The sequence below is a fragment of the Sphaerisporangium melleum genome (assembly GCF_014646695.1).
GTDB classification, from domain to species: domain Bacteria; phylum Actinomycetota; class Actinomycetes; order Streptosporangiales; family Streptosporangiaceae; genus Sphaerisporangium; species Sphaerisporangium melleum.
Map to the genome: position 1 here is coordinate 1 of NZ_BMNT01000078.1, position 2488 is coordinate 2488.

The 2488-nt window shown below is 71.4% G+C and carries 2 protein-coding genes and 1 pseudogene; all 3 read right to left on the reverse strand.

Annotated features, from left to right (window positions below; genetic code table 11):
- Positions 1 to 368: pseudogene (locus IEY93_RS36625) on the reverse strand (ABC transporter permease); the annotation flags it as partial.
- Positions 365 to 1891 carry a sugar ABC transporter ATP-binding protein gene (locus IEY93_RS36630; protein ID WP_229691771.1) on the reverse strand — a complete coding sequence of 509 codons (1527 nt, stop codon included), beginning with the start codon at positions 1889 to 1891 and terminating at the stop codon, positions 365 to 367. The pseudogene IEY93_RS36625 and the gene IEY93_RS36630, both read right to left, overlap by 4 nt.
- A gap of 210 nt (positions 1892 to 2101) precedes the next feature.
- Positions 2102 to 2488: ROK family protein (locus IEY93_RS39040; RefSeq protein ID WP_229691772.1), on the reverse strand; the 387-nt coding region annotated here is incomplete at its 5' end.

Genomic DNA, 2488 nt, shown 5'->3' on the forward strand with positions numbered 1-2488 from the left:
ACCGCACAAATGATCATCACGAACGGGCCGTACGCCTGCGTGGCCAGCGTGGTCGCCCACACCGACGCCAGCGCCATCAGCGCGCCGACCGACAGGTCGATGCCGCCACCGATGATGACGAAGGTCATCCCGACCGTGATGACACCGATGGTCGCGGTGAGCGACAGGACGCTCACCAGGTTGGACCCGGTGGCGAAGTTCTCGGGCACCGTCACCAGGCCGACCACGGCCAGCAGCGCCAGCGCGATGATCAGCCCGAGATGGGGGACACCGCCGATGCGGTTGAGCACAGACGCTCCGGCGGGTCCGCCGGCCCGTACCGGGGCGACCGCGGGTTCGTCGACGGCGGGCTTCAGCGAGTCGCTCACGCCGACCTTCCTTCCATGATCATATCGAGGACCTTGTGTTCGTCGAGGTCCCGGGCATCGCTCTCGTGGATCACCCGTCCCTCCCGGATGACCAGCACCCGGTCGGCCAGGCCGAGCACCTCGGGGACCTCGCTGGAGACCAGCAGCACCCCGAGCCCCTCGTCCGCCAGCCGCCGGATCACGGCGTACAGCTCCGCCCGCGCCCCGACGTCGACCCCACGGGTCGGCTCGTCGAGCAGCAGCAGCCGGCGGCCGTTGATCAGCCAGCGGGCCAGCACGGCCTTCTGCTGGTTGCCACCGGAGAGGTTCTTGATCGGCCGGTCGGGGTGAGGGGGACGGATGTCCAGGTCCTCGATCTGCCCCCGGGCCTCGGACGCCTCCTGGCCGCGGTTCATCCAGCCCAGCTTGGCGTAGCGGCTCAGGCTGCTCAGCGAGATGTTGCGGGTGACGCTCTGGTCGAGCAGCAGCCCCTGGGCCTTGCGCTCCTCGGGGGCCAGGCCCATGCCGGCCCGCACGGCGCGGGTGGTGCTGCCGCCGCGCACCGGCGTGCCGTCCATGAAGACCTTGCCGCCGGCCCGGCGGGCGCCGTAGATCGCCTCGATGATCTCCGAGCGGCCCGACCCGACCAGCCCGGCCAGCCCGACGATCTCTCCGGACCGCACGCTGAACGACACGTCCTCGACCCGGCCGGGGACGCTCAGGTTCTCCACGCGCAGGATCTCCGGACGTTCGTCGTGGGTTCCGGCGTCGGGCCGGACCGGGAAGACGTGCTCGACGTTGCGGCCGGTCATGAGCGAGACCACCTGCGAGGTGGGCGTCTCCTTGGCCGGCAGCCCGACGGCGACCGTGCGCCCGTCCTTGAGCACCGTCACCCGGTCGCCGATCTCGCGGATCTCCTCGAGCCGGTGCGAGATGTAGATCACCGCGACGCCCTGCGCCGTGAGTTCGCGGATGATCCGGAACAGGTTGGTCACCTCGTCGTGGGCCAGGGCCGCCGACGGCTCGTCCATCACGATCAGGCGGGTGTCGTACGACAGGGCGCGCGCCATGCTCACGACCTGCTTGGCGGCCGGCGACAGCCGGCCGACCTCGGTCGCCGGGCGGATCTCGCCGTGCCCGAGCCCGCTCAGCAGCTCCCGGGTCGCCCGGTTCACCTCGCTCTGGCCCACGAACCCCAGCCGCGAGGGCTCGTGACCGAGGAAGACGTTCTGCGCCACGCTCAGCCCGTCGACGAGGTCCAGCTCCTGGTAGATGGTGGAGATGCCCAGCCGGATCGCGGCGGTCGGGCTGGTCAGGCGAACCGTCTCACCGCCGAAGGTGATGCTGCCCTCGTCGGGCTGGTGCGCCCCGGCCAGCACCTTGATGAGCGTCGACTTGCCCGCGCCGTTCTGGCCGAGCAGGCAGTGCACCTCGCCGGCGCGGACGTCGAGGTCCACGCCGTCCAGGGCGCGTACGCCGGGGAACTGCTTGACGATTCCTCGCATGACGAGGAGGGACGCCGAGTCGGGGGATGACGGCGGCACGGGGCCTCCTGGGGTGATGTTTCGGGGCTGCCGAGGGGAGAGGGGGATCCCGTTCGCCGACCGCGCCAGACGGCACGACCGCGGCTGAGCCGAAGTCGGCGAGGACGGCACCGCCGCGGCTCTGGCTGACGGTCGGCGAACGGGACGATTGGCGGACAGACGGAAAGGACTGGGGGGCGTGGGGGGAGGGCCAGGTGCGGCTCTTCGGGGTTACGAGGGGCGGAAGGCGATGGTCGTGGGGTCGGACAGCACACGCTCGATGACGACGTTGACCGCGCCCCGTGCGGCCGCGCCGAAACCGAGGGTGGAGGCGGCGAAGCCGCAGCGTTCGGCGGCGCTGGTCATGCCCAGCCGGTCCAGCTCCGCCTGCGCGACGGGGATGATCTGGTCGGCCAGCCGGGCGAAGTAGCCGCCCAGCACGATCACCCGCGGGTTGAACAGGTTGACCAGCAGTGCGGCTCCCCGTCCGAGCCACCGGCCCACCTCTGTGACGGCGGCGCCGACCCGGAGATCCCCCTCGGCCCGCCGCTGCTCGATCTCGGCAAGCCGTTCCTCCGGGTCGCGCATCGCCTGGTGGTGCGTTCCATAGGCGTGGTC